Genomic DNA, 21,801 nt, shown 5'->3' with positions numbered 1-21,801 from the left:
AGTTCGCGATGATTGATGTGAAAAATCTCAGCCTGAGTTTTGGTGACGACGATCGCCGGAGTCAGGTGCTGTTCGACGTAAATCTGCAGGTGAAACAGGGTGAAATTTTCGGGCTGGTAGGCGAGTCGGGTTCGGGTAAAACCACGGTGCTGAAGTGCCTGGCGGGATTATTTACTCACTGGCAGGGAGAGCTGAGCATTGATAACCAGCCGCTGAAGCACCGCATCGATCGGGCGCGCTGTCGTCAGGTACAGATGGTGTTTCAGGACCCTTACGGTTCGCTGCATCCGCGTCACACGCTGGGCGACATCCTGGAAGAGCCGTTGCAGATTCAGGGTATCGGGCAGCGCCAGCAGCGGGTGGTGGCGATGCTGGATAAGGTCGGGCTGAATCGCGCCTGGCAGACGCGCTATCCGCACCAGCTTTCAGGAGGCCAGCGTCAGCGCGTAGCGATTGCCAGGGCGCTGATTCTGGAGCCGCGCGTACTGCTGCTGGATGAGCCCACTTCTGCTTTGGATGTTTCGGTACAGGCGGAGATCCTGAACCTGCTCAGCGATCTGCAGCAGCAGGAGAACCTGACCTATCTGATGGTGACGCACGATCTCGGCGTGGTGGCGCATCTCTGCCATCGCGTGGCGGTGATGCAACAGGGCAAAGTGCTGGAGACGCTGGATGTGCCGACGCTGGTGGCGGATCGCGCTGCGATGCCCTATACGCGGATGCTGGTCGAGGCGAGTCGCCATACTCATGTGGCAGGCTGAAAGTCAGCGGAGGTCAGGAGAGAGAATAAAAAAAGGCCGGTCAGACCGGCCTCGTGAAATCGGAGGACTTAATGCGTCAGCTGACGCACAAAGGCAACGATCTCCTGATTTTTGCCATGCTCAGACAGGCACTGCTGGAAACGCGGGCCGCTGACAGCGGTACGCACCAGTTCAGGATCAATAGCGCGCAGCGTGTCGAGATAGTTATCTTTGATCACTGCAGCCTTAACCTGGTTCAGCAGACCGGCATTGCGCACCTGCGGCTCTTTACGCTCTGGCGGATAGCCATTGCCCTTCTCGCCGGTGAACGCTTTTTCAAAGATAAAGCGCAGATTCAGTTCTGCACCCCAGCCAAACCCTTTAGCAAATGGCAGGGACAAGGCATTGCCGTTGTTGATCTGTGCAAACAGGTAAGCATCCGCCGGATCGATACAGTAACCGCAGACCACGCCCGGATGGATGTTAAGCGACATCAGCGCGCCCTGTCCGGTGCCGCAGCCCGCGACCACGAAATCTACCGCCTGGCTGTTGAGCAGTATGCTGGCCTGAATACCGAGGTGAATGTAAGTCAGATGGTGATCCTGCTCATCGCTCATCCCGACGTTGAAGACCTGATGGCCCAGCGGCTGTGCGACACCTTCCAGTTCTTTCAGCACGATAACGTTTTTAGCGGCCTGGCTGTTTTCCATCATTAATGCGATTTTCATGATCTACCCTTATAAATTAATTGAAACACCGTTTCATTTTAATGAAAAAGCACTAAAGTGCATGGGCTAATTCACCTGCGCGCTGTGAGAGCCATCACAAAACGGCCATTGTAGTGCCTGTTACTGCATGAGGATTCCGATGTTTATCTATCATAAAGATCAGCCCCTGGACGATTTGGGTGATGGCGTGACCCGCCGCGTGCTGGCACATGGCGGCACAATGATGGCGGTTGAAGTCCGTTTTGAAAAAGGGGCGACTGGCCCGCTGCATCACCATCCCCATGAGCAGCTGACCTATGTACTGAGCGGACGTTTTGCCTTCACCATTGAGGGTGAAACGCGGGAAGTCGGCGCGGGGGATACACTCTACAAAGCACCCAATGTGGTTCATGGCTGCGTCTGTCTTGAGGCAGGTGTGCTGCTGGATACCTTTACGCCGCAACGCGAAGATTTCCTCGCGGCTAAATAACTCACGCGGCCCGATGGGCCGCTTGCCAAACTGACCTGATGTTGTCTCTTTTCCCTGCCCACCGGATTTGACTTAAAACCGGTGCAATTTTTCTGAAATTCTCTTCACTGCTAACTGAATGATTAGCCAGCACTTCCTCTGCAGCCGCGCTACGCTTAGCGCCGGCTTAAAAATCATTCAGGCAGATTTCTGTACAAAATACGGATCGTTGTATAAGTTTAATAGCAACACCAGTGCGTTTTTTAACCCGAAACAGGACAATAATATGCCAATGCAAAACACCCTGACCCTGCCGGTGAACCATACCATTCCGGTCAAAAATGAGTTCAAATCATCCTTTACCGCCTCTGAGCAGGATAAACTTAATTTTCTGATTGAGGAGTTACTGGAAGCAGGCAAAGAAAAAAGCTGCATGGAATTGCTGCGTCATCTGGCCTCCGCGGACAGTGCCGAAGAAGAAGCGTGCTGCCGTGAACTTCTGACGCTGCTGATGGCACAAAAATGAAGCCTGTGTCTGGCTGTTTAGCGCAGATTCACTACGCTTCAGGACCTTTATTCCTACTCCGGACATTCGCCTGACCGCACGTCGCCGTTCAGGCGTATTCATTTTCATGTAAACATTGCCTGTTGTTCCCAACGCCAGATTGCCCACAGCAGCGGATGCTGTTTCGGGCGGTTAATCCGGGGTGACTCACAAGCCCTCCCAGTCTCTCATTGCTTATCCCTCCCTGCTTTTGTTAGCCTGAATCGCGCATCGGCGAGACGCGCCTTACACCGGCCGCACGGGTTATTATCCACCTGTTAAAGGAGTGACACGATCATGACTTCTGCACCTGCCACACTGCATCTGCTGTGTGGAAAAATTGCCTCCGGGAAATCGACGCTGGCAGCGGAACTGGGCGCTTTACCGGGTTGCGTGGTCATCAGCGAGGATCAGTGGCTGGCCGTGCTCTGGCAGGACGAGATGCATTCAGTGGCCGATTACGTGCGCGTTGCGGCAAAACTCAGGAGCCCCACCTGGTGGCGCTGCTTAACGCGGGTGTCTCGGTGGTACTCGATTTTCCGGCCAACACCCGGGCAAATCGTGACTGGATGCGCTCAGTGATAGAGGCATCCTCTGCCGATCATCGCCTGCATTATCTGAACGTGCCGGACGCACTGTGTAAATCGCGTCTGCACGCCCGTAATCAGGGCGGCGAACACGCCTTTGCCGCCACGAACGAGCAGTTCGCGCTGATTACCCGCTATTTTGAAGCGCCGCAGGAGGAAGAAGGTTTTCACCTGGTGCGCCACGGGTAACGGCTTCTGCTATCAGAAGAGATCGAGAGCGGCAAGCACGTCAGCAATCTCCCGACAATCGGCAGCGGAAAGCGGCAACAGTGGACGCGGCAGGCAGTCGCGTTCGGTCAGCCTCAGCAGCCCTGCCGCAGCGCTGATTACCCGGAAACTGCCGCCGTGCTGGCGGAACAGTGCCCACAACGGCTCAAGACGATCGGACTGTGCTCTGACGTTCGCATAATCACCTGCGGCTGCCGCCTCGGTCATCGCTTTTGCAACGCGCGGAAACAGCCCGCCGCACACCGAATACCAGCCATCACAGCCCGCAATCAACCCGTTGGCGGCAGAGGCATCACCGCTAACGCCAATCGATACGGAAGCAGGCAGCATGTTGCGCAGTTGCGCGAGGCGATCATTCGCTGCGGACTGCTCCGCCGGAACACCCGGAATTTTCACTGAACCCACGCCAGGCAGTTGAGCGATCCGGCCCAGCAGCGCATCAGAAAACGTAAAATGGGTAGTGCCCGGATTGTCATAGACGCAGATCGGCACCGAGGCGTGACGCGTCACGGTCTCATAAAGCGCGAACACTTCCTCCTCTTTCAACGCCTGATAACCCAGCGGCGGCAGCAGTAATGCGGCAGCACCCGCCTGCTGCGCATCTTCAGTCAGCGCCAGCACCTCATCGGTGCTCACCGCGCCCACGCAGATCATCACCGGAATCGAATCTGCATGTTCAACCGCCAGCGTTGCGATGCGCCTGCGCTGCGCGCGGGTCAGATACGCATAGCTGCCGGTTGATCCCAGCACGCCAAGGGAGTCAACTTTTGCCTCCGTCAGCCTGCTCAGCAGCCGCAGAAAGGCGGCTTCATCGGGTCTGCCCTCCGCAAAGGGAGTAAGGGGAAAGGCGCTGAGCCCGCTGAACATATCGTCTGCTCCATCGTAAGAATGCGTTGCCTGGCTGACGTTCGTCCGTACAGCCATATTTCGTTTGCGGCCGAAGCATCGGTTCGCTCAGCCCGCTATTTTTGTGCCATCACCCTCTTTACTCTCGTTTAAAGGAAGATAGCGATGATTGCCGTACTGTTTGAAGCTGAAGCCCGCCCCGAACACCAGATGCGTTATCTGCAACTGGCCGCCGACCTGAGTCCGCTGTTAAAGGACATTGATGGATTTATCTCTATTGAGCGCTTTCAGAGCCTGGGTGATGAGAAAAAAATCCTCTCGCTCTCCTGGTGGCGCGATGACGCCGCGGTGCAGGCCTGGAAACGTAACCTCTGCCACCAGGCCGCGCAGCGTGAAGGTCGTGAAACCCTCTTTGCCGGCTATCGCATTCGCATCGCCGCGCTGGTCAGAGAATATGCCTCACAACAGGGAGTAAATTAACATGTTCGATATTCATGTGATCCTGCAAAATAGTCCAGGCACCCTTTCCCGGCTCACCACGCTGCTGGGCCGCCATGGAATCGGACTGGAAGGCGGCGGCCTGTTCTCGTGTGGTGCGCAGAGCCACGCCCATTTTCTGGTTGCGGATGGCGAACGGGCGCGTGCCGTGCTGGAAGCGGAGGGGATCACCGTCGAGGCCGTAAATGTCCCATTGATTCGCAGGCTACCGCAGCTGCGTCCTGGCGAACTGGGGGCGATCACGACACGCCTGGCCGATGCCGGGATCAACATTCTGGTGCAGTACAGCGATCACGCTAACCAGCTAATCCTGATCACCGATAACAATCAATCAGCCGCCGGGCTGACCACAGAATGGGCTCCATAATCTGATGACGACACAGCAACACCATCACGCAACGGACGACAGCGACGCGCTTGAGCACGCAATTGTGAGCGTCGCCACCGCGATGGCCGATTCGTCTCGGGTAAAGATGCTGTCAGCGCTGATGGATGGACGCGCCTGGACGGCTACGGAACTTTGCGCCGTCACCGACGTGGCCCCCTCCACCGCCAGCGCGCATCTGAACCGGTTGATTAACAGCGGCCTGATCGTCTGTCTGGCACAGGGCCGTCACCGCTATTACCGACTGACAGGCAGTGACATCGCAACGCTGATTGAGAATATGATGGGGGTGTCGTGGCGACGGATCGCTGCGCCGCAGAGCACGACGCCGACATCACTGCGCACTGCCCGCACCTGCTACGACCATCTGGCGGGTGAAGTCGCGGTGCAGATCTACGCCGCAATGGTACAGCAGGGCTGGATCACGCCGGAGGGCAGCGCCCTCACCCTTTATGGACAACAGCAGTTTGCGGCGTTGCGAATTGATCTGTCGCAGCCCGGCCGCCGCCGGGCGTGCTGCAGCTGCCTCGACTGGAGTGAACGCCGGTTCCATCTCGGCGGTTACGCGGGCGCCGCGCTGCTCACCGCCTTTGAGGTGCAGGGCTGGCTCACCCGACAGCCCGGCTACCGTGAAGTGACGTTTACTGCGGTGGGCGCCAGGCATTTACGTCAGGTTTTCGATATCACACTTCGCTGACACAGCACGCCTGAGTTCAGAGCCCATTTGCTGTCAGGCTCTGCGCGGGCGGCCTCGGACTGCCTGGAATCCCCTAATCAGCCCATAACAGGCTTATGAATTCTGTCACATTTCCGCAAACTCGCCTCAGAGCCGATAACACGCCGACAAAATCGGCAGTTTCTATAACCTTATGAATCAGAATGCTTTTAAATGATAACGCCAAGCAATCATGCGGCGCACACATTAATCATTGCCATTTTTGCACTTATTCAGCGCCGGGCGCTGATCCACTCTTCAGTCACAGGCGCGGCAAAAAGCGTCATACCTTACTGGAGTTACTGATGCAGACAACCTCACCCATGACTCACCGCGCCAGGATTGGCGCTATATTTCGTGTTACCTCGGGCAACTTCCTCGAACAGTTTGATTTCTTCCTGTTCGGTTTTTATGCCACCTATATCGCCCATACCTTTTTCCCGGCCAGCAGTGAGTTTGCCTCACTGATGATGACCTTTGCCGTCTTTGGTGCAGGCTTCCTGATGCGCCCCATCGGCGCAGTGGTGCTGGGGGCGTACATCGATAAGGTCGGCCGTCGCAAGGGGCTGATCGTCACGCTCTCCATCATGGCGGCGGGCACATTTATGATCGTGCTCATCCCCTCTTACCAGAGCATTGGCCTGTGGGCACCGCTGCTGGTGCTGATCGGCCGGCTGCTGCAGGGCTTCTCCGCCGGTGCAGAGCTGGGCGGGGTGTCGGTTTATCTGGCCGAGATCGCGACGCCGGGCCGCAAAGGCTTTTATACCAGCTGGCAGTCGGGCAGTCAGCAGGTCGCGATTATGGTGGCGGCGGCGATGGGCTTTATCCTCAACGCCGTGCTGGAAGAGAGCGCTATCCGCGAATGGGGCTGGCGCATTCCGTTCCTGTTTGGCTGCCTGATTGTGCCGTTTATCTTCGTGCTGCGTCGCAAGCTGGAAGAGACGCAGGAGTTCAGCAATCGTCGCAGTCATCCTGATGTGAAACAGGTGTTCCGCATCCTGCTCAGTAACTGGCAGGTGGTGATTGCCGGGATGCTGATGGTCGCGATGACCACCACGGCGTTTTACCTGATTACGGTTTATGCCCCGACCTTTGGCAAGAAAGTCCTGCTGCTGAGCGCCTCGGACAGCCTGCTGGTGACGCTGCTGGTGGCGGTGTCGAACTTCATCTGGCTGCCGATTGGCGGCGCGATCTCCGACCGCTTTGGCCGCAAACCTGTCCTGGTTGCCATGACCCTGCTGGCGATCGCCACCAGCTATCCGGCCCTGAGCCTGCTGGCAGCGGCACCGGGCTTCTCGATGATGCTGGGCGTACTGCTGTGGCTTTCGATGATTTACGGCCTCTACAATGGCGCGATGATCCCGGCGCTGACCGAAATCATGCCAGGGGAAGTCCGCGTGGCAGGCTTCTCGCTGGCCTACAGCCTGGCAACCGCAGTGTTTGGTGGCTTTACCCCGGTGATGTCGACCGGTCTGATCGAACTGACCGGCGACAAAGCTTCGCCTGGCTACTGGATGAGTTTTGCGGCTGTCTGCGCGCTGGGCGCAACACTGTATCTCTATCGTCGCACCCGCAGTGCCGTATTACCTGCCCATAAAACCGTTAGCTGAGGAACTGAAGATGAAACTGAAAACGATGTCACTCTACGCTGCCCTGCTGTTCAGCGTGGCGGGCAGCAACACGGCGCAGGCAAAAGAGCTGACGGTAATGATCTCCGGCGGATTTAAAGCGGCATGGGATACGCTTTCGCCACGCTTTGCCCAGCGTGAAGGGATCACCCTTAACACGGTTGCCGGTCCGTCGATGGGCAAGACACCACAGGCGATTCCGGCGCGGCTGGCGCGTGGTGAACCGGCTGATGTGGTAATTATGGTTGGCGATGCGTTAAGCGATCTGCAAAAAAAAGGCGCAACGCTGCCGGGTTCACGGGTTGAGCTGGCGGACTCGCGCATCGGTGCAGTGATAAAACAGGGTGCCACGCCGGTGAAAATCGGCAGCGAAAGCGAGCTGCGTACTGCCCTGCTGAACGCCTCTTCCATCGCCTACTCCGACAGCGCCAGCGGCAAATATGTCAGCAGCCAGCTGTTCAGCCGACTGGGCATTGAGGATCAGGTGAAGGCGAAAGCGGTGAAGGTTGAGCGCATCCCGGTGGCCTCCGAGGTCGCGGCGGGTAAATACGCTATCGGCTTTCAGCAGGTCAGTGAACTGCTGCCGGTCTCCGGCGTAACGTTCATTGGCGAACTGCCGGACACGCTGCAGTACACCACCCGCTTCGCCGGTGCCGTAGTACGCAGGTCAGCGCAGCCGGACGAGGCGGCGAAGCTGCTGCACTGGCTCGCCTCGCCTGAGGCACAGCAGGCCGTGCACGCCAGCGGCCTGCACAGCGTGAAGGCGTCAAAACCGGCTAAAGTCGCTGATACTGTTCAATAATCAGGTTTTCCAGTTCGCCCGCGATGTGCGAGAGCATCCGGCCATTTTTACGCAGCAGTCCGACGGTGCGTTTCACCTGCGGATCGGTTAACGGCACCGCCATCAGCAGGGCGTGATCGTAGCCGGGCATCGACATGGCGGGGACGGCAGCAATGCCAAGCCCCGCCTCAACCATCCCCAGCATGGTGGTGACGTGCCGGGTTTCACAGACACAGGGTTTCTCCGGCATGATCGCCTGCAACGCCTGGTCCAGCAGGTTGCGATTGCCGGAGGTTTTATCCAGTCCGACCCACTCATACTGATAAAACGCCTGCCAGCTCAGACTCTTTTTGCCTGCTATCGGATGGTCACGCCGACAGGCCGCCACATAAGGGTCGTCCATCAGCGGCTGGAAGTGCACATCCGGCTGCGAGCGGCTGGAAAAGCTGATGCCGAAATCGGCCTGACCGCCAATCACCGCGTCATAGACGTTGGCCGCACTGCTGTCGACCAGCTTGACTCGTACACGGGGATAGCGCGCCTGAAACAGCCGGATGATGTTGGGCATAAAGTAGTAAGCGGCTGACGGCACGCAGGCGACGGTAATCAGGCCGGTGCGGGCTAAGCTCACTTCACTCAGATCGGCCATCACCTCTTCAAAATCGGCCAGCAGCTTTTCCGAACGCTGAGCAAACGCATGTCCTTTCAGCGTCAGCGTGACGCGGCGCGTGGTCCGCTCAAACAGTTTGATCCCCAGCGTGGTTTCCAGCTTATCGATGCGGCGGCTCAGTGCCGATTGCGAAAGGCAGATTGACTCCGCCGCCAGGCGAAAATTGCCAAACTCCACCAGCGCGCGAAACGCGTAGAGATCGTTGAGATCGAAATTAACCGGCATACATTCCTCTTCCCCTAAACCGCATCAGGCTTGCCATCATCATTTTCATCGCCTTCCGTCTGGCTGAAATCGCTAACGAATTTGCTGAGCAACTGTTCCAGCGTCTCGCGGTCGCTCTCTGGCCAGTGGAGGAAAATGCGCTGATAAACCTGCACCCGTTGCGCATCGATTTTATCGGTCATCGCCCTGCCAGCCGCGGTAATTGCGGCTTCGTTGATCCTTTTGTCCTGACGGTTTTTCTGCCGCACGACCAGCCCGGTCTCCTCTAATTTCGCTACCTGACGGCTGACTGTGCTGTAATCACGACCCACCCGATCGGCGAGTTCGCCCACGCCGATCGGCCCGAACCGGCTGACCTGAACCAGCAGTGGAAACAGTGCCCGATCCAGCTCAATACCCGCCGCTTTAATCATCGCCATATCGCGCTGAGGCCGGTTAAGCGCGCCCGCAATTGTCAGCAGACAATCATGCAGCGCATCGTACTTATGTGTATTTTGCACGCTTTTCATTGACGCTATCCAGAGGCAGGAATAATGTGTGTACTTTACACCCATTAACTCCTGAACAGAAGGATGATAAACAATGAAAGCAGTAATAATCGGGCAGGCAGGCGCACAACCTCACTACGGCGACATGCCGGAACCCCAGCCCGGTGAGCATCAGCAGCGGGTGACGGTCAACGCTACGGCACTCAGCCAGCTGGCAAAGGCCCGCGCGGCAGGCACCCACTACAGCTCTGTGGCGCACTATCCGTTTATTCCCGGCATTGACGGTACCGGATATCTCGACACGGGCGAGCCGGTCTATTTTCTGACGTTTAACGCCGCGGCAGGCAGCATGGCCGAGCGAACTGTGGTCAACAGTGAACATATTATTCCACTGCCTGCCGGTCTGGATCTGGTACTGGCTGCCGCTCTCGCGAATCCGGGCATGTCCTCCTGGGCGGCGCTGACCCGTCGGGCGGCACTGCGTCCTGGCGAGACCGTGCTGATCAATGGTGCCACCGGCACCTCGGGACGTCTGGCGATCCGCATTGCCCGTGCGCTGGGCGCAGGCAGAATCATTGCCACAGGCCGTAACCGGGAGACTCTGGAACAGCTACAGAGTGAGGGTGCTGATATCATACTGACGCTGGATGCATTATCGGCAGAGCTTCCTTCTCTGATGGCGGAAGGCATTGATGTGGTGCTGGATTATCTGTGGGGTGAGAGTGCACTGGCGATCATGACGGCGGCGGTACGCGGTGGTGACAAGGTGGTTCGCTTTGTCCAGATTGGTTCGCTGAGCGGACAGGAGATTTCTCTGCACAGTAAACTGCTGCGTTCATCCGGCTTAACGCTGATGGGAAGCGGGCTGGGCAGCGTGCCAGACCGTGAGCTGATCGCCTCAATAGGGGAAATGCTGCAGGCCGCCGCGTCACATGGATTTGCCATCCCCTTCCAGTCGCGGCCACTCAGTGAGGTCGCTGAGGCCTGGCAGAGCGACGACAGCCGCTACCGCACGGTCTTTACCCTTCCGATGTAACGGACGGCTCCACCTTATGCAGAAATCGACCAGGATAATCGGGTTGGATGGCGTGCTGGCTGCTGTAGCGGCCAAACAGCTTATAGCGGTTTAACGCGATGCGGTCATAGGCAAAATTACCGATCGCATCCGGAAAGTGGCGCAGCACCGCCAGCCCGCGCCACGGGGCAGGCAGTTGCTGTATCACGCGGAACACCGCCTGCGCCCGCAGCCAGTGCTGATTGTCCGCGATATAGACAATGGTGCTGACGTTTTCTTCCGGCAGTCCGGCCCAGCGCAGCAGCGCTTTGCCCTGCTCGCTCTGCACCGAGGCAAAACGAACCTGCCGCGCCAGATGATGACGCAGCAGAAACTGAACCCAGCCGTTACACAGTTTACAGACGCCGTCATAGAGCACGGCGCTTTCACCGGTTTGCAGATACGGGGGTGATGACATCCTGCAACTCCTCACTCATCTGATGATGAGCTGAAGTGTAGCGGGTTCTGGTCAGTTGCTGGTGCAGCCAGTGGATAACGGCCGCGTGATCCTGGTTGCAGGCATTCACTTCACACACCGGCCCCAGCGCCATCGGCCGGGCCTGTTGTGCCAGCTGGCGCAGCTCCGGCAGATACTCAGCGCCCGGATGGCCAGGCAGCCGCTGTGACAGCCGCGCCTGATAGCGCGCCACCGCTACCTCCGGCGCGATCCTGAGCCATAGCTCCAGCGCCTCTTCGACGCCCGCCTGTTTCAGTCCCTGCTCAAGCAGCGTGCGCGGCTGAAAGCCAAACCAGGCATCGATAAGCCAGATCTGACTGGCGGGTGCCTGGCCGACAATGTTCCAGATCGCCTGATAAGCCGCGCAGCCCAGCTGCCGGTTACGCTGGCGATCGACCGGTGCAAAGCAGGACATAAACGGCTCTTTCAGGCTGTCGAGGGTCAGCACCGGCCAGCCAAAGTGCTGTGACAGCGCGTGCGTCAGGGTGCTCTTTCCCGACGCCGGAATACCGTTAACCAGTACCACACGTTTGGGGGGGATGTTTTGCGTCATAAGATATCGATGACCTCCGCCACGCTGCTGGCCTGACGTAACCGGACCAGCGTCTCCTCATCCTCCAGCAGCGACACAATCGCGCGGATCCCCTCTTCGATATGCGCGTTGCTGTCGCGTGCGCCAAACATAATCACAATGTCCGCCTTCTCACTGCCCTGAAATGAGATCGGCTCATTCAGCAGGATCAGACTGAAACAGTCGCGGAGCACCCCCGCTTCCGGTCGCGCATGGGGAATGGCGATCCCCTCCTCAAACACATAATAAGCACCGTGAGCCAGCGTATTGGCGATCACGGCATCAGGATAGGTGGCATCAAGATAACCGCCGCTGACCAGCGGTTCGGCGGCCAGCGCGATAACCTGACGCCAGTCCGTGGCGTCGATGCCAATCTGAATGGCGTTGGCCTCCTGCAATAACTGCTTAATCGTCATCAGCTCTCCTTAAATCGACTGGCGAACCACATTGCGTAATTCATCGATTTTGACAAACAGCGCATCAATTTCATTGCGGTAGCGACGGCTTTTCGCAAATAAGCTTAATGCCCGGTTATATTCCAGCATTAATTGTTTTTGCGTTTCGCCATCACGCGGGTTAATCGCCAGCTGCTGCTCCAGCTGCGTTATTTTATCGCGACTTAATGCCGCCAGATGATCCTGCTGCTCGCTGGGTGGTTCCACAGCCGGAGACTTTTTGAGGAATCCAAACATAGGCTCTCCTGCCCCGCATAATATTGGGGTAGCTAATATAAACAGTGAATAAAAGATCGTTAACGCATTAACCCGGTGATGGCGGCGCGGGTAATTACCGGAATAACTGCATTTTCTCTACCAGCACATTCGTGACCGCATCATTGGCTGGCACCAGGAAATTACGCACGCTGTCATTAACCTTGCCTTTTTCAAAGGTTGATTTGCACTGCGCTACCCACTGCACATTCATTTCAGTGCCGACATTTACCTTCTCAATTCCGCTGCTGACCGCCAGCCGCATATCCTCATCGCTGACGCCGGTGCCACCGTGCAGTACCAGTGGCGTGTGGGTTGCCGCCGTAATATCCGCCAGACGCTGATGCTGAATATGGGCTTTACCGGTGTAAAGCCCGTGCACGGTGCCGATGGAGATCGCCAGCATATCAACGCCGGTCTCTTCGACGAAGCGGCGTGCATCTTCCACGGGCGTGAACGCTATCGCCTCCATCTCTACGCATTTACCATCTTCCGACCCGCCGATGGCACCCAGCTCCGCCTCTACTGAAACATGATGTGGTCGCGCCATATCAATCACCCGGCGGGTGTTCGCAATATTCTCATCAATGGGCAGATGTGAGCCGTCGTACATAACAGAACTGAATCCGGCATCAATCGCCGTCTGTATCGCCGCTAAATCGGAACAGTGATCGAGATGCAGGCAGGTCGGCACGTTCGTACTCTCTGACAGCGATTTAATCGCATCGACCAGCAATTTATAGCCAAGATATTTCGCCGTGCCGGTGGAAATCTGAATCATTAATGGGCTGTTGGTTTTCTCTGCCGCTTTAAAATAGGCGGGCAGCATCTCCAGACAGTGAAGATTAAACGAACCGACCGCTTTGAAGTCACGCTGTTTGGCCAGCTGTAACAGATCGGCGAAGTTATAAAGTTTCATGGATTTTTTCCTCCTGAGGTTTGGTCGATTTGCCATTAACAAACCAGGCAAGTGCGGTAATAAAGGCGATAAACAGAGCGACAAACAGCCAGTTATTCTGGAAGGCGTGGCCGAGCACCAGGCCGGTACTGATCACGTCGGAATCGCTGAAGGTGACCCCGGTGAAGCCGTAGCTCTCCAGCATCGGCACCAGGATGGCGGGCAGAATGGTGATAAAGAGTCCGTGGACGAAGCCACCGATCATCGCGCCGCGCCGTCCGCCCATGGCATTACCAAATACTCCGGCGGTGCCACCGGCAAAGAAGTTGGTCAGCAGGCCAGGCAGGATCATCGCCAGACCAAACATCGGGAAGACCAGCATGCCGACGATGGAACCCAGCGTGGTGGCGAGGAAGCCGACAATCACCGCGTTTGGGGCGTACGGAAACATCACCGGGCAGTCCAGCGCCGGTTTCGCGTCCGGCACCACGCGCATCGCGATACCCCGGAAGGCTGGCACCAGTTCGTTCAGCAGCAGGCGGACGCCGCTGTAGAGCACGAAGACCCCGGCCACGAACTGAATCGACTGCATAAAGGCGTACATCAGGTAGTTCATGCCGTTGCTGTACTGGGCGATAAACGCCGGGCCGGCTGCCACAGCGGGGATCAGGTACATCGGTACCATCACCAGCGCCATCGACAGATAGGTATCCTGCAGAAACTTGAAGTTATCGGGCAGCTTCAGGTCTTCGGTGGAGCGCGATCCTTTGCCGACGACTTTGGCGACTGCCGCCGTGACCAGATAACCGATGGTGCAGAAGTGACCCAGCGCCACGTCGTCCGAGTCGGTGATGCGCCGCACCGCCGGCTGCGCCAGCGCAGGCATTACCACCGCCATAATCCCGCCAAAGATGCCGCCGGTCAGAATCAGCGGCAGGCCCGTCAGCCCTGCTTTGTAGCCGATGACTGCGCCAATGGTCGCCATCCACAGCAACGCCTGGCCGGTCAGGAAGATGTACTTAAACGGCGTCAGTCGCGCAATGATGATGTTGACGATAAAAATCACCAGCAGCGTCAGCGCCACTTCAGACCCCAGCTCACGGTTAGCCAGCCCGGCAATGGCGGCCACATCGGTGATATAGCCGCGCATGCCGAAGCCATGGGTAAAAATGGTATTGAGGAACGTCAGGGTGCCAACAATAATATTGATACCCGCCATCATAATTAAAAAGCCGAGCAGCGTTTTAAAGGTGCCTTCCACCACCTTGCCTGCCGATTTTTTTTGCAGCAGCAGACCAATCAGGGCAATAAAGGCGATCAGAATCGATGCCTGCCCCAGCAGATCTTTTACCAGGAAGTCGATCACACTATTCATGGGCGGCGACCTTCTGGTTGCGTTCTTTTAAAAAGGCCAGGATCTTCTGCTCTATTTCCGCTTTATCGGTGAGCCGGTTAAGAATAATGACCCGTTTAATCTGTTCCGGACTGGCGTCGGCGTTTAAAACATCGGCAAACGCTTTTTGCGTCAGGATCATATCTGACTTAAAGGCATTCGCTTCTGAAATGGTGGTGTGATCGATGTCGGCCTCAATCTCCAGTTTTTTTAATACCGCTTTTGCGCTCATCTCAATCGCAAAACTGGAACCTAATCCACAACCACAGACACATAATATTTTCAGCATGGTTTTTTCCTCACACTATATTGAGTTGTTTAGCGAGTTTGTAATGGTGCCCGTCAATATCGACCAGGCGTTTTTGCATGCTTATTAAATCAATCGGAATCGGTTTATTGCTGCCATTAATAATGACCGCTTTATTCCGCATGCCTGACTGAATACAACGCACCACTTCACTGGCCATAATGGTGCCCTGAAAGATCTCTTCGCAGGTGGGATCACCATTGCGCAGCCCGTAACCCAGGATGGTTTTACGGATGCGCACGCCAATAAGGGGTTCAAGCTGTTTGATTAAGGTGTCGATCGCCCCCTGAAAACCTGGCGAATATTCCCGGGTGTAGCCTTCCGAACAGAGGATGACCACGCTGTTCTGCTCTGCCAGCCGCCCGGTAATGCGCTGCGCCAGTTGTGGCAGCGGGATCTGGCACTCAGGAATTAACGCAATATCTGCGTTAGATTTAATCGCGGACTGCAGCGTTAATTCGCCGCAATAACCACCGAGCAACTCCAGCATAAAAACGCGTCCCGGTAAGGCACGGCCGGTATTACGCAGTTTCGCCACCTCTTTTAATACCTGCTCGCAGGCGGTGGAAAATCCCAGCGTGTAGTCGCTGCCGAAAACATCATTATCGATGGTCATGCCGACGCCGAAACAATTCACGCCATACGCCGACAGGGTATGGAGAAATTGCAGCGACCCGTCTCCGCCCGCCATGATTAATATGTCAATCCGGGCGTTTTTCAGCTGGCGGGCAATTAACTCATACTCGCTGCGCACCAGCTTCTTTTCAGTGCGTCCCGATTGCATAACAGGAATAGAGGCGATGGAAAAGTCGAGCAGATCGCGCTGGCTGATCTCACGATGATTATTTTCGAGCAGGCCGGGAATACCACCGTCAAATATCACCATCTCCGCCTGTGCCATGCGCCCAATCTGGAAGACAAAATTATTAATGCCGGTCACGTCACCGCCACTGATCACCATTCCAATTCGCATCACCCTCACCCCGCTGGCTTATTCTGCTGAAGGGTATTCTTCCGGTTAGCGGGGTTGCTATTTGCAGAGGAGATCACAGTTACGTGCGGTTTTTCTCAGGCGGGAATATTGACAGTGCTCTTAACATCGCTTTATTTGTGATTTGCCTCACACTATTCCAACTTATTGCGTTCAAGGCGAATCGATATAAATCATTGGCTTAGCAGATGGCGCGGGTGAACTGGCCAGAAAGCGGGAGGAGGTAAAATCAGCCATTAGAGCGGCGTTGCAGATTTGTGACTTTCACCTCATTTTTCCCGTTTTCGCAGAGCAGAAACCGCAATTAAGGTGCAGAAAGAAAATCCGCAGGCAGATGTTAATCAGATTCAGCATCTCTGTTGCGAACGAGTAGCATTCTTCGGTATAACCTTTCAATGCCCACAGAAAACACAGCCTGACGATAATGATTTCTAAGGAAAAACTTCCACGCTCTTTGTGAGGGGTAACTTTCTCTTCTGCATCCGACGCCGTTATTTCGCACGGCAAAACCCGTGTTCTCCGTGATGACAAACCGGTTCCCTGTGACCACATTTGACCAGGATCATACGCATGGAAATAGCTATCCGTACCCCTCTCGTTCACTCCCTGCCACTAAGTCAGCTCAGCGGCAGCAACGTCTGGCTGAAAATGGAATCAGCGCAGCCAACCGGATCGTTTAAGCTCAGAAGCGCAGGCCATATCTGTCAATACTACGCGGCACAGGGCGCTAAGGCATTTGTCAGCTCCTCCGGCGGCAATGCGGGTATTGCCGTGGCACACAGCGGCCGCAGACTGGGGCTACCGGTCACGGTGGTGGTGCCTGAAACCACCTCGGCGCGCGCCAGACAGCTTATCGAACAGGAAGGTGCGAAGTTGATCGTACAAGGCAACGTCTGGAGTGAGGCCAATGCGTACGCGTTATCGCTGGCGTCGCACGAACATATCTACATCCATCCCTTTGACAATCCGCTGCTGTGGGACGGCATCAGCACGCTGGTAGATGAAGTGATCAGTGAGGGGGTGCGGCCGGATGCGGTAATCCTCTCCGTGGGCGGCGGCAGTCTGCTCTCCGGCATTGTCCAGGGTCTGGAAAGACATCAGCTCAGCCATATCCCGATTTATGCGGTTGAAACTGAGGGAACCGCGTCGCTTAACGCCGCGCTGGAAGCCGGTGAGCGGGTCACGCTGGCCCGGGTCAGCGGTATCGCCACCACGCTGGCAGCCAGTCAGGTGTGTGAAAATGCATTTAACGTGGCATGCCGGGCAGATGTCAGGGGAAAGGTTGTGACAGATGAAGAGGCTGTTAATGCCTGCCGCCGCTTCCTGGACGATCATCGTGTCCTGACAGAGCCAGCCTGTGGCGTCTCATTATCGATGCTGTATGACGGGAAAATTGGCTTTAAACCGGATGATAACGTGCTGGTTATCGTCTGTGGCGGGGCGTCTGTTACCCTGAAGAGTCTGCAGGGCTGACGAGAGCAAAGTCAGGGGAAAAGTGGCGCAGCCAGAGGGGCTGCGCCTGTCGCCGGTTACTTCGCGTAAGCTTCAGTAGACAGCGTCAGCGTAACGTCGTCGCTGACTGCAGGGACATATTTGTCCAGCTTGAAGTCAGAACGCTTGATGGTGCCGGTGGCGTCAAAGCCAATCGCCTGCTTCTTGACCATCGGATGCTCGCCCTGCTTGTTCAGCGTCGCGTGCAGCGTCACTGGCTTAGTGATGCCTTTCAGGGTCAGGTTGCCTTCAACGTCAAATTTGTTGTCGCCCTTAGCAACGACTTTGGTGCTGTGGAAGGTCGCAGTCGGGTATTTGGCGGTATCGAAGTATTCAGCACCTTTGAACTCTTTGGTCAGCGCGGCAACGTGGCTGTCAATTTTGCTGACTGGCAGGGTCACGTCAACGCGTGAGGCCTCCGGATGATCTTTATCAAACACCAGCGTACCGGTTGCATCCGGGATATCCGCGGTAGGATTTGAGAAGCCAAAGTGGTTCCAGGCAACAATTACCGACGTATGCTCAGGGTTCAGCTGGTAGTGCATCGCCTCGGCCTGAGATAACGGAGCGTAGAGGGTAGCAGCGGCTAACAGGGGCAGTGCAATACGTTTGAAGTTCTTCACGGTCAATTCCTTATGCGGACAAAAGTGAATTGAGTGTGGTCCAGTTTTCCCGGAATAGACAGTGAAGAGATTTGTCGGTAATTTTCAAATAAATTCAGCAACCTTAAAACCGGTCATTACGCATTCGCGCCGGTGAACAGCACCCGCCAGCGGCGGCGATCCTGAATCAGCGTGCGGTGCAATTGCTGTAAATCTGCAAGGGTCAGCGCCCCAATCTGCGCCGCATCCGGTTCTGCCAGGCCATTTTCACGGCGCAACAGGGCCAGTGGCTGCTCAGCCTGCTGGCTCAGCAGTCGCGCTTTCAGGGCCACCAGATCACATCCCGCCAGCGTCTCGTTCAGTGACCGCAGGAAGTTACGGCAGTAGCGCAGCAGTGACAGCGCGCTGTAGTCGGGCGACTGCAGCGCAAATAACACCCCATCTTCATCGGCGCAGCGCATGTAACGGCTGCTGACCACATAACCTATCGGCTGCTCAACGCGGTAGCGCTGGAAAAAACGCGGATCATAGATGAGCGCCAGTGCGCGTAATGCCGCCAGCTGTTCAGGACGCTGCAGCGGAATAAACAGCAGCAGCGCGTTGTCGGCACTGGCGTGCGGAAGGCGCGTCATACCGGTTTGTGTGGTCATGCGCTTTGGCGGCGTGTCAGGGTTGACCGGGAGCGACAGCGCGCTCAGCCGCCGGGCAATCACTGAGTGCAGCATCGCATCGCCGCCCTTCAGCGCCGCCCGCCAGCATCCTGGCGTAACGTTGGCTGCCAGCTGATAAGGCAACTGTCGCAGCAGCGCGCGGATAGCGATGCTCTCCACAGGCGCGGGCCGGTTTGCCTCAACGGGTAATGTCAGGGCGGAGACAATCTGGCTCAGCGCCTGGTCAGCAACCGCCTGATCCGATAGCCGGACCGTCAGTTGCCACACACCTTCCACTTCCTGCCAGCTGCCGTGACCGCCCTGATGACGCAGCGCCGCAAACAGCGGACGCAACCGCCGGCCCAGCGCTTCGCCCGCCTCCGCAGTAAAGGTTGACCAGAACTCCGGTCGCAGGATCAGCGTTGGCTGCGGGTCATCTGACGGATGATGCGGCAATGCCGCCGCCTGAGCGGGCAGCGGCGCAGGCGTCGTAGTGATGTCGAGCGGATAGAAGGTGAAACGGGCAGCGGGCAGCGCCTCCGCCGGGGCGGGCTCACAGGCCGTCAGCGCCAGAGTGAAGCCCTGCGTAACGATGTGTTCTATTGCCGGTTGCGATGAACAGAACAGCAGCGTGCCGGGCGCACTGGCGAGATTTTCCAGCAGCGGCTGCAGCGCGGGCAGGTTTTTGTCAGGTGCGAAACCGATAGCGCGCTGACGCAACTGCTCCATCGGTGACAATGTCACAAATTGCTGCTGTGCCAGCTGATAATAGTGCTGATGCTGCTGTTCATTCGTCTGGCGCAGCGCAGCAATGTAACCGTTAACCAGTTGATTTACCTTTGCAGGCTCACTGGTTTCGATACCCAGCGCCAGCCAGTACGCATCTTCAGCCTGATAAATCCATTTCAGCTCCAGCGCCTCCGCCAGCCCCTGCTCACGCAGAATAGCCAGCAGCGAACCGGGCGCTTCATCCAATAAAAACTCACGCCACAGCGTGACGCCGTCACTGCTATCGAGTAGCCAGCTGCGCCATAGTGCTGCCTGGGCTGTTTCCGCCAGCTGCCAGCAGGTATCGCTACTGAGATTCGGCGGAGCCAGCTCCTGCCGCCACTGACCGGCAGGCAGCGCAGCGGCAACCTGACGCGCCAGCTGTTCCAGCTCATCCAGCGACTGCGGTCCCTGCAGCCAGAGCCGCATATTGCTGGCAACGTAGTAGCGCTGGTGGAACTGACGCAATGCCCGTTGCAGCGCAGAGAGCTCGTCGCCAAAGCTCGCCCGGCTGCCGATATGGAAGCGCTGAAATTCAGCGGGGGTAGCAGCGGCGTGCAGTAATGCCGCTTCGATGCGGGATGGCTCATGACGCTGCAACAGCTGATATTCCGCGTCGATGACTGCCACTTCCTGCGCGATTGCCTGATTATCGAGCAGCGGAGAGACCAGCATATCCTGCAGTCTTGCCAGCCCGTCTGCCAGCAGCGACGGCGTGACCTCGAAAAAGTACGCGCTACGCCGGGCCAGCGTGGTGGCGTTAACTTTTCCGCCCTGCGTCTGGATCCAGCTCATCAGCCGGCCCTCATCGGGCCAGCCGCTGCTGCCGGTGAACAGCAGATGCTCCAGCAGATGCGCCAGTCCGGGCCAGCGATCCGGCTCGTCGTGACTCCCTGCCCCTACCTGAATCAGGGCGGCGGCCTGGCTGGCATCGGGCTGATGCACCAGTTCAACCGTCAGACCCTCAATCACCAGGCCGCGCATGTTCATCACAGGTTCCGTGTTTTGTAAATCAGTTGCGAGTTGCTGCGGTTGCGGAACTGCAGCTGACCAATTTTAATGTCGCTGCAATCCGCCTCCCGCCGGGCGTCGAGAATTTTGCCGTGATGCGGTGATTTGCTGCACACCGGATCGGTGTTGTCAGCATTGCCGGTCAGCATAAAGGCCTGACAGCGACAGCCGCCAAAATCTTTCTCTTTCTCATCACAGGAGCGGCACGGCTCCGGCATCCAGTCAAAACCGCGATAGCGGTTGAAGCCGAACGAGTTATACCAGATATCGTCCAGGCGCTGCGTCAGTACCGACGGAAACTCGACCGGCAGCTGGCGCGCACTGTGGCACGGCAGCGCGGTGCCCTCTGGTGTGACGCTCAGGAAGATTGCCCCCCAGCCGCCCATACAGGGCTTAGGTCGCTCTTCGTAGTAGTCTGGCGTCACAAACAGCAGATTGGTCAGATTGCCGCTGTCGCTCATCCGCTCACGATAGCGGCTGACCACCGCTTCCGCCTGAGCGATCTGCTCACGCGTCGGCAGCAGGCCTTCGCGGTTGAGCTGCGCCCAGCCGTAGAACTGACAGGTCGCCAGCTCAACGTCATCCGCTTCCAGCTCAATGCAAAGGTCGATGATCTTATCGATCTGGTCGATGTTATGGCGATGCAGCACAAAGTTCAGCACCATCGGATAGCCGTGCGCTTTTACCGCTTTCGCCATCTCCAGCTTCTGCTGAAACGCTTTCTTCGACCCGGCCAGCGCCGCATTCAGGGTTTCGTCACTCGCCTGGAAACTGATCTGGATATGATCCAGACCGGCCTCGCTGAACGCATCCAGCTTCTTCTCTGTCAGGCCGATGCCCGAAGTGATCAGGTTGGTGTAAAAGCCGAGATCGCGCGCCGCTTTGATCAGCTCCGGCAGATCTTTACGCACCAGCGGTTCGCCGCCGGAGAATCCGAGCTGGACGCTGCCCATGGCGCGTGCCTGACGAAACACCTCAATCCACTGCTCCGTGGTCAGCTCCTTCTCCTGCTGCGCGAAATCCAGCGGGTTGGAGCAGTAGGGACACTGCAGCGGACAGCGATAGGTCAGCTCGGCCAGCAGCCAGAGCGGCGGATTCACGTCAGGTTTATGCGGGGTCACGGAACTGTATCCACTTCTGTTCATAGGCTGACTGCAGGAACTCTAAAACGTCCGGCCCCACGCCGCCCGCCTCCGGGAAACGGCTATCCAGCGTCGCGATAATCGCGGCGATATCCTGTTTGCCATCCACCAGCTCAAGAATGGCGGCGGCGGTTTCGTTCAGCTTCGCCATGCCTTCGGGATAGAGCACCACATGGGTATCCTGGGCGGCTTCCCACTGCATACGGTAGCCGCGACGAAACGCGGCAATCGAGTTTTCATTCATC

General features: G+C 57.2%; 26 protein-coding genes and 1 pseudogene. 11 read left to right on the top strand and 16 right to left on the bottom strand.

Annotated features, from left to right (window positions below; all coding sequences use genetic code 11):
• The first annotated feature begins 8 nt into the window (after positions 1-8).
• On the top strand, positions 9-761 hold the full coding sequence (locus AC6I8E_RS09125; RefSeq protein ID WP_110330265.1) for an ABC transporter ATP-binding protein: 753 nt from the start codon (positions 9-11) through the stop codon (positions 759-761).
• Positions 762-829: 68 nt separating this feature from the next.
• On the opposite strand, the gene AC6I8E_RS09120 is transcribed toward AC6I8E_RS09125, so the two are convergent.
• On the bottom strand, positions 830-1,468 hold the full coding sequence (locus AC6I8E_RS09120) for an RpiB/LacA/LacB family sugar-phosphate isomerase (protein WP_013357840.1): 639 nt from the start codon (positions 1,466-1,468) through the stop codon (positions 830-832).
• A 139-nt stretch (positions 1,469-1,607) separates the two neighbouring features.
• Between AC6I8E_RS09120 and AC6I8E_RS09115 the strand changes: the two genes are divergently transcribed.
• The 3 genes and pseudogenes from AC6I8E_RS09115 to AC6I8E_RS09105 all read left to right on the top strand — a co-directional run bounded on the left by AC6I8E_RS09115 (position 1,608) and on the right by AC6I8E_RS09105 (position 3,236).
• Positions 1,608-1,937: a cupin domain-containing protein gene (locus tag AC6I8E_RS09115; protein WP_033783071.1), complete on the top strand. Its 330-nt coding sequence runs from the start codon at positions 1,608-1,610 to the stop codon at positions 1,935-1,937.
• Positions 1,938-2,202: 265 nt separating this feature from the next.
• The gene (locus tag AC6I8E_RS09110) at positions 2,203-2,442 is read left to right on the top strand and encodes a hypothetical protein (RefSeq protein WP_147789240.1); all 240 of its coding nucleotides are present in this window, start codon (positions 2,203-2,205) and stop codon (positions 2,440-2,442) included.
• A gap of 315 nt (positions 2,443-2,757) precedes the next feature.
• Positions 2,758-3,236, top strand: a pseudogene (locus tag AC6I8E_RS09105) (P-loop nucleotide/nucleoside kinase family protein).
• Positions 3,237-3,248: 12 nt separating this feature from the next.
• Here the strand turns inward: AC6I8E_RS09105 and AC6I8E_RS09100 are convergent.
• Positions 3,249-4,142: a dihydrodipicolinate synthase family protein gene (locus tag AC6I8E_RS09100; RefSeq protein ID WP_497824699.1), complete on the bottom strand. Its 894-nt coding sequence runs from the start codon at positions 4,140-4,142 to the stop codon at positions 3,249-3,251.
• A gap of 144 nt (positions 4,143-4,286) precedes the next feature.
• Here AC6I8E_RS09100 and AC6I8E_RS09095 point away from each other — a divergent pair, with 144 nt between their 5' ends.
• From AC6I8E_RS09095 to AC6I8E_RS09075, 5 genes are all read left to right on the top strand, one after another.
• Positions 4,287-4,601: an antibiotic biosynthesis monooxygenase family protein gene (locus AC6I8E_RS09095; protein WP_013357835.1), complete on the top strand. Its 315-nt coding sequence runs from the start codon at positions 4,287-4,289 to the stop codon at positions 4,599-4,601.
• 1 nt (position 4,602) lies between these two features.
• Positions 4,603-4,986, top strand: coding sequence for an amino acid-binding protein (locus AC6I8E_RS09090; RefSeq protein WP_147789241.1), 384 nt, complete (start codon positions 4,603-4,605; stop codon positions 4,984-4,986).
• A 4-nt stretch (positions 4,987-4,990) separates the two neighbouring features.
• Positions 4,991-5,701, top strand: a complete 711-nt coding sequence (locus tag AC6I8E_RS09085) for an ArsR/SmtB family transcription factor (RefSeq protein ID WP_147789242.1) — start codon at positions 4,991-4,993, stop codon at positions 5,699-5,701.
• Positions 5,702-6,021: 320 nt separating this feature from the next.
• Entirely contained in the window at positions 6,022-7,329 is a 1,308-nt protein-coding gene (locus AC6I8E_RS09080) for an MFS transporter (RefSeq protein ID WP_095707729.1), read from the top strand.
• Positions 7,330-7,339: 10 nt separating this feature from the next.
• Positions 7,340-8,149: a substrate-binding domain-containing protein gene (locus tag AC6I8E_RS09075; protein ID WP_147789243.1), complete on the top strand. Its 810-nt coding sequence runs from the start codon at positions 7,340-7,342 to the stop codon at positions 8,147-8,149.
• Here AC6I8E_RS09075 and psrA read toward each other — a convergent pair.
• Together psrA and AC6I8E_RS09065 are read right to left on the bottom strand one after the other, a co-directional pair.
• Positions 8,124-9,023, bottom strand: a complete 900-nt coding sequence (psrA, locus tag AC6I8E_RS09070; RefSeq protein ID WP_013357829.1) for an L-proline-binding transcription factor PsrA — start codon at positions 9,021-9,023, stop codon at positions 8,124-8,126. The genes AC6I8E_RS09075 and psrA overlap by 26 nt on opposite strands.
• A gap of 14 nt (positions 9,024-9,037) precedes the next feature.
• Complete coding sequence (locus AC6I8E_RS09065; protein WP_033732652.1) at positions 9,038-9,532, bottom strand: MarR family winged helix-turn-helix transcriptional regulator; 495 nt, start codon at positions 9,530-9,532, stop codon at positions 9,038-9,040.
• A 73-nt stretch (positions 9,533-9,605) separates the two neighbouring features.
• Between AC6I8E_RS09065 and AC6I8E_RS09060 the strand changes: the two genes are divergently transcribed.
• Positions 9,606-10,547 carry a quinone oxidoreductase family protein gene (locus tag AC6I8E_RS09060; protein ID WP_147789244.1) on the top strand — a complete coding sequence of 314 codons (942 nt, stop codon included), beginning with the start codon at positions 9,606-9,608 and terminating at the stop codon, positions 10,545-10,547.
• Here the strand turns inward: AC6I8E_RS09060 and AC6I8E_RS09055 are convergent.
• The 8 genes from AC6I8E_RS09055 to AC6I8E_RS09020 form a co-directional block, all read right to left on the bottom strand.
• Entirely contained in the window at positions 10,531-10,983 is a 453-nt protein-coding gene (locus AC6I8E_RS09055; protein ID WP_095707223.1) for a thiol-disulfide oxidoreductase DCC family protein, read from the bottom strand. The two genes, AC6I8E_RS09060 and AC6I8E_RS09055, sit on opposite strands and share 17 nt — an antisense overlap.
• Positions 10,952-11,575, bottom strand: coding sequence for a P-loop nucleotide/nucleoside kinase family protein (locus AC6I8E_RS09050; RefSeq protein WP_147789245.1), 624 nt, complete (start codon positions 11,573-11,575; stop codon positions 10,952-10,954). Before AC6I8E_RS09050 ends, AC6I8E_RS09055 begins: the two co-directional genes overlap by 32 nt.
• Positions 11,572-12,009 (bottom strand): PTS sugar transporter subunit IIA, encoded by a 438-nt coding sequence (locus AC6I8E_RS09045; protein ID WP_013357824.1) that lies wholly within the window; start codon positions 12,007-12,009, stop codon positions 11,572-11,574. Before AC6I8E_RS09045 ends, AC6I8E_RS09050 begins: the two co-directional genes overlap by 4 nt.
• Positions 12,010-12,018: 9 nt before the next feature.
• Positions 12,019-12,285, bottom strand: coding sequence for a hypothetical protein (locus AC6I8E_RS09040; protein ID WP_095707225.1), 267 nt, complete (start codon positions 12,283-12,285; stop codon positions 12,019-12,021).
• Positions 12,286-12,379: 94 nt separating this feature from the next.
• Positions 12,380-13,222: a class II fructose-bisphosphate aldolase gene (locus AC6I8E_RS09035; protein WP_107319712.1), complete on the bottom strand. Its 843-nt coding sequence runs from the start codon at positions 13,220-13,222 to the stop codon at positions 12,380-12,382.
• Positions 13,209-14,576: a PTS sugar transporter subunit IIC gene (locus AC6I8E_RS09030; RefSeq protein WP_147789246.1), complete on the bottom strand. Its 1,368-nt coding sequence runs from the start codon at positions 14,574-14,576 to the stop codon at positions 13,209-13,211. The genes AC6I8E_RS09035 and AC6I8E_RS09030 overlap by 14 nt, the downstream gene beginning before the upstream one ends.
• A complete protein-coding gene (locus tag AC6I8E_RS09025) occupies positions 14,569-14,883 on the bottom strand; it encodes a PTS sugar transporter subunit IIB (protein WP_013357820.1) in 315 nt (104 codons plus the stop codon). The genes AC6I8E_RS09030 and AC6I8E_RS09025 overlap by 8 nt, the downstream gene beginning before the upstream one ends.
• A 10-nt stretch (positions 14,884-14,893) precedes the next feature.
• Positions 14,894-15,874 (bottom strand): 6-phosphofructokinase, encoded by a 981-nt coding sequence (locus AC6I8E_RS09020; RefSeq protein WP_147789247.1) that lies wholly within the window; start codon positions 15,872-15,874, stop codon positions 14,894-14,896.
• Positions 15,875-16,462: 588 nt separating this feature from the next.
• Here AC6I8E_RS09020 and AC6I8E_RS09015 point away from each other — a divergent pair.
• Positions 16,463-17,365: a pyridoxal-phosphate dependent enzyme gene (locus tag AC6I8E_RS09015; protein ID WP_147789248.1), complete on the top strand. Its 903-nt coding sequence runs from the start codon at positions 16,463-16,465 to the stop codon at positions 17,363-17,365.
• 56 nt (positions 17,366-17,421) lie between these two features.
• Here the strand turns inward: AC6I8E_RS09015 and AC6I8E_RS09010 are convergent, their stop codons facing one another.
• From AC6I8E_RS09010 to pqqD, 4 genes are all read right to left on the bottom strand, one after another.
• Positions 17,422-18,006, bottom strand: a complete 585-nt coding sequence (locus tag AC6I8E_RS09010; protein ID WP_013357817.1) for a YceI family protein — start codon at positions 18,004-18,006, stop codon at positions 17,422-17,424.
• 116 nt (positions 18,007-18,122) lie between these two features.
• A complete protein-coding gene (pqqF, locus tag AC6I8E_RS09005; RefSeq protein ID WP_147789249.1) occupies positions 18,123-20,393 on the bottom strand; it encodes a pyrroloquinoline quinone biosynthesis protein PqqF in 2,271 nt (756 codons plus the stop codon).
• Positions 20,393-21,559, bottom strand: a complete 1,167-nt coding sequence (pqqE, locus tag AC6I8E_RS09000) for a pyrroloquinoline quinone biosynthesis protein PqqE (RefSeq protein WP_376747875.1) — start codon at positions 21,557-21,559, stop codon at positions 20,393-20,395. The genes pqqF and pqqE overlap by 1 nt, the downstream gene beginning before the upstream one ends.
• Complete coding sequence (gene pqqD, locus AC6I8E_RS08995) at positions 21,522-21,800, bottom strand: pyrroloquinoline quinone biosynthesis peptide chaperone PqqD (RefSeq protein ID WP_013357814.1); 279 nt, start codon at positions 21,798-21,800, stop codon at positions 21,522-21,524. Before pqqD ends, pqqE begins: the two co-directional genes overlap by 38 nt.
• Position 21,801 lies beyond the last annotated feature (1 nt).

Source organism: Pantoea sp. X-Soil-YNGN-785, assembly GCF_059730585.1.
Note: the sequence above shows the minus strand (reverse complement) of the source record. Positions and strands in the feature narration are given on the sequence as shown.